This is a genomic window from Mesorhizobium sp. M7A.F.Ca.CA.002.09.1.1, assembly GCF_003998555.1.
Classification (GTDB): domain Bacteria; phylum Pseudomonadota; class Alphaproteobacteria; order Rhizobiales; family Rhizobiaceae; genus Mesorhizobium; species Mesorhizobium ciceri.
Map to the genome: position 1 here is coordinate 1 of NZ_RZRR01000516.1, position 4,061 is coordinate 4,061.

Below are 4,061 nucleotides of genomic sequence, written 5' to 3' on the forward strand. Positions count from 1 at the left end.
CCGCAATTGCCGGCCGCCCTCCGCAGAGGCTTTAGATGACCGCCAAGCCCGCGCCCGTTCTCATCATCGGTTCCGGCCCGGCCGGCTATACGGCGGCGGTCTACGCCGCCGTATAGCCGGCCGGGCCGGAACCGATGATGAGAACGGGCGCGTGCTTGGTGGTCATCTAAAGCCTCTGCGGAGGGCTGCCGGCAATTGCGGCATGGAAAACTCGATCATTGTCGCGCGTAATGTAAGTGTTGCCCACGACGCCAGCAAGGCAAGTTGGAGTTCGTCCCCGGAAAGCTTTGTCACACCCTGTCGCCTGCGGATCCCGCGAAATATTCCGGGCGAAGGATGGAATGGACAGCGAAGTCGTTTAATTACAAAATCACGCAAGATTCTTGCGTGTTGCCCCTCATGATCGAGAGCCCTCATGCCGCTCAAGGCCGACCTCGACGCCATCGACTGGAAGATCCTGCGCGAATTGCAGGGCGACGGCCGCATGACCAATGTCGAACTGTCGAACCGCGTCGGCATTTCGGCACCGCCATGCCTGCGCCGCGTCAAGCGCCTGGAGGAAGCCGGCATCATCCGTGGCTACCGCGCTCTGCTCAACGCACCAGCGCTCGGCCTTGATGTCGTTGCCTTCTGCCTCGTCGGCCTGCATCATCAAGCCGATGCCGAGCTGCGCATCTTTGCCGAGCGCACCCGCGGCTGGCCGATCGTACGCGACGCCTGGATGGTGTCGGGCGAATCCGATTTCCTCCTGCATTGCGTGGCGAGCGACCTCGGCGCCTTCCAGAGCTTCGTCATCGAGGAACTGACCTCGACCCCGAATGTCGACACGGTGCGCACAGCGCTCACCATCCGCCGGGTCAAGGACGAAGGCTTGGTCTCGTTCGCACAGCCTTGAGCCGGTTGAACCGCAACCGGCTTTCGCCGATGCGGCCTGAGCGCCTCGCCATATCAGCGCCGCTTTGGCGTTCGATAGGCTCTCCTGTGGAGCCGGATGTACTGCCGTAGCCACCTTGCTGGTTTCCTAGAGCAATTCCAGAAAAAGTGTGTAACGGTTTTCCTGGGAAAAGCGCATAGCGCTTTCGGGATTGCATAATACAGGTGGCGCAGGGCAGCCCAATTCCGAGAACAGTGTGCCGTGGGGTGGGACGATGACTCGATTTTCTAGCCCGGTTTCGGCGCTGGTCATCTGTATGAACGAGGCCGACATGATCGGCGAATGCCTGGAAAGCGTCGACTTCTGCGCCGAGATCATCGTCGTCGATTCAGGCTCGACGGACAGCACTCTGGACGTCGTCAATGCGTTCATCGCCAAGGGCTACCCGATAAGGCTGTTTCACAATGATTGGCCGGGCTTTCCTCGTCAGCGGCAATTCGCGCTCGATCAGGCCACCCAACCGTGGTGCCTTTCGATTGAAGCCGACGAGGCCATCGATGACGTTCTCAGGCAGTCGATCACGAATGTGACGCAGCTTGGGAACGATGCTTTCGACGGATGGTACATCAGGCGCCGCGACAAGCTGAAGGGTTATGGCTATGCGCACCGCTGGGTGCTTCACAACAGGCTGCTGCGTCTTTTCCGGCGCGACAAGGCGACCATGGACCTCAATCTGCGGGTCCATGAGTCGTTCGAGGTGCCGGGCGAAACCGGCACCATAGAAAATGGCGTGCTGCTGCATCGCCGCGAAATGACTATTGCCGAGGATCTGGCGAGAGCCAACACCTACTCCAGCCTCAAGGTCGCCACGCTGGTCGAACGAGCCAAGAAGCCTGGCCTGATAAGACTGGTGCTGTCGCCGCTTGGCAACTTCCTGAAGTTTTACCTGGCCAAGCGCTACTTCCTGTGCGGCCGGCACGGGTTCGTCTATTCGATGCTGGTGATGGTGTATTCGTTCGCCACCGAGGCCAAGCTCTATGAAGCCTGGCGGGACAACGATCGGGTATAAACCGTTAGGGCGCGCCCGAGGCGGCCCCAAGTGCAGCTATTGCGGCGAGCAGGCCGTCGAAGTCCGCGCGGTCGCACCAAGGCCGAATTGTGAAGCCCCGTCGGACAGCCGCTTGCCCGTCCACCAGCCAGCCCTGCGAGAGGCCGGCGCGTTGTCCCGCCTCCATGTCGGCCTCCTTGTCGCCGACGATCAGCGAACGCCGCAGATCGAGCCCGAGGCGACTGGCCGCCTCCAGCAGCATGCCCGGATTGGGCTTGCGCATCGGATGATCTGCGGCCGCGAGCGGGCCGGAGCCCGCCTCGTGATAGGCGCAGGCAAGGACCATGTCGACGAACGCATTGTCGGCGCGTAGCAGTTCGAGCACGCGGCCATTGACGGCGGCGAAATCGCTCCAGCCGAAATAGCCGCGCGCGATGCCGGACTGGTTGGTGACGACGATGACGGGAATGCCGGCCCCGTTGGCGGCGGCTATCACCGCGGCTATATCCGCGCGCAGCACCATTTCGCCAGGATCATCCGGATAGCCCGTATCGATATTGATGGTGCCGTCGCGGTCGAGGAACAGCGCCGGAGAGCCGGCGGCGAACACCTTTGAGCCGACCTGCTCGACCCACAGGCCCGGCTCAGCCAGCGGATAGCGGCCAGAGGTCGTGGGATCAGCCATTGCTGAGGCGCGCTTCGACCACCTCGCACAGATGATGATAAAGGCACAGATGCCCCTGCTGGATGATCGGCGTCGAGGTCGACGGAACGTTGAGCAGGATATCGGACAGAGGTTTCAGCTTGCCGCCGGTATCGCCGGTCATGCCGATCACCGTCATGTCCATCCTCCGTGCCTGTTCGGCGGCGGCGAGGATGCTCGGCGAATTGCCGCTGGTCGAGATTGCCAGAAGCACGCCGCCGGCCGCGCCATGCGCCTCGACCTGGCGCGAAAACACCGTGTCGAAGCCATAGTCGTTGCCCCAGGCGGTCAGCACCGCCGCATTGGCCGGCAGCGCGATGACATTGTAGGCCTTGCGCTCCTTGAGAAAGCGGCCGACCAGTTCGCCGGCAATGTGGATGGCGTCGCTGGCCGAGCCGCCATTGCCGGCGATGAGCAAGGCCTTCCCCGACGAAAGCGCCGTCACCACCGCGCTCGCCGCCCGCTCCATCTCACCGGTCAGGTCCCGTTCGACCATGGCTGATATGGCAGCCGCCGAGCGGACAAGGTAATCGTTCAAGTCGGACATGAAACCCTCAGTTTGTGGTGCCGCCGGCGCGCAATTTGCCAATGGTGTTGGTGGTGCTTTTTCCAGCGACGAGATCGACCAGCACGACGCGTCCGCCGGCCTTCTGCACCACATCGGCGCCGACCACGGTATCGACCGTGTAATCGGCGCCCTTGACCAGTATGTCGGGCAGCAGCGCTTCGATCAGCGCCAGCGGCGTATCTTCCTCGAACACCACGACCGCGTCGACCGAGGCGAGTGCTGCCAGCACGCAGGCGCGGTCGTGCTGGTCGTTGACCGGCCGGCCGGCGCCCTTCAGGCGCCGCACCGAGGCATCGCTGTTGAGGCCGAGCACCAGCCGGTCGCACTGGCTTCGCGCCGCGTGCAGCAAGCTGACATGGCCGGCATGCAGGATGTCGAAGCAACCATTGGTGAAGCCGACGCTCAGGCCCTCTTCCTTCCACGCCGCCACCATGCGGGCGGCCGATGTGGCGTCGAGGATGGCGTCCTTGTGGGCGGTCGGCCCATGTGAACGGAACAGCGCGCCGGTGAGTTCCTCGACCGTCAGCCGCGCTGTGCCGCGTTTTCCCACAACGACGCCACCAGCGGCATTGGCGATCGAAGCGGCCATGACCGTATCGGCGCCTACGGCCAGCGCCAGCGCGAAGCTCGCGATCACCGTATCGCCGGCGCCCGAAACGTCGAACACTTCGCGCGCCTGGGTGGCGATGTGGCGCGCCTCGTCGGGGCCGACCACGCTCATGCCCTTTTCGCTGCGCGTCGCAACGACGAAATCGAAACCATGTGCCGAAATCAGCTGGCGCGCGGCAGCCACGATCTCGTCATCGGCGAACACCGCATGGCCGACGGCCTCGCCGAGTTCCTTGCGGTTGGGGGTGATGGCGGTCGC

At 63.6% G+C, this 4,061-nt stretch carries 5 protein-coding genes; 2 read left to right on the top strand and 3 right to left on the bottom strand.

Annotation, left to right across the window (positions count from 1 at the left end):
• The first annotated feature begins 415 nt into the window (after nucleotides 1-415).
• Entirely contained in the window at nucleotides 416-895 is a 480-nt protein-coding gene (locus tag EN994_RS21000; protein ID WP_013530077.1) for an Lrp/AsnC family transcriptional regulator, read from the top strand.
• A gap of 253 nt (nucleotides 896-1,148) precedes the next feature.
• Nucleotides 1,149-1,943, top strand: coding sequence for a glycosyltransferase family 2 protein (locus tag EN994_RS21005; RefSeq protein ID WP_063168809.1), 795 nt, complete (start codon nucleotides 1,149-1,151; stop codon nucleotides 1,941-1,943).
• Nucleotides 1,944-1,947: 4 nt separating this feature from the next.
• On the opposite strand, the gene EN994_RS21010 is transcribed toward EN994_RS21005, so the two are convergent.
• The 3 genes from EN994_RS21010 to rfaE2 form a co-directional block, all read right to left on the bottom strand.
• Complete coding sequence (locus tag EN994_RS21010; RefSeq protein ID WP_063168810.1) at nucleotides 1,948-2,607, bottom strand: HAD-IIIA family hydrolase; 660 nt, start codon at nucleotides 2,605-2,607, stop codon at nucleotides 1,948-1,950.
• Nucleotides 2,600-3,172, bottom strand: coding sequence for an SIS domain-containing protein (locus tag EN994_RS21015; protein WP_024504153.1), 573 nt, complete (start codon nucleotides 3,170-3,172; stop codon nucleotides 2,600-2,602). The genes EN994_RS21010 and EN994_RS21015 overlap by 8 nt, the downstream gene beginning before the upstream one ends.
• Nucleotides 3,173-3,179: 7 nt before the next feature.
• A partial coding sequence (gene rfaE2, locus EN994_RS21020; RefSeq protein WP_127307780.1) for a D-glycero-beta-D-manno-heptose 1-phosphate adenylyltransferase occupies nucleotides 3,180-4,061 on the bottom strand: 882 nt, incomplete at its 5' end.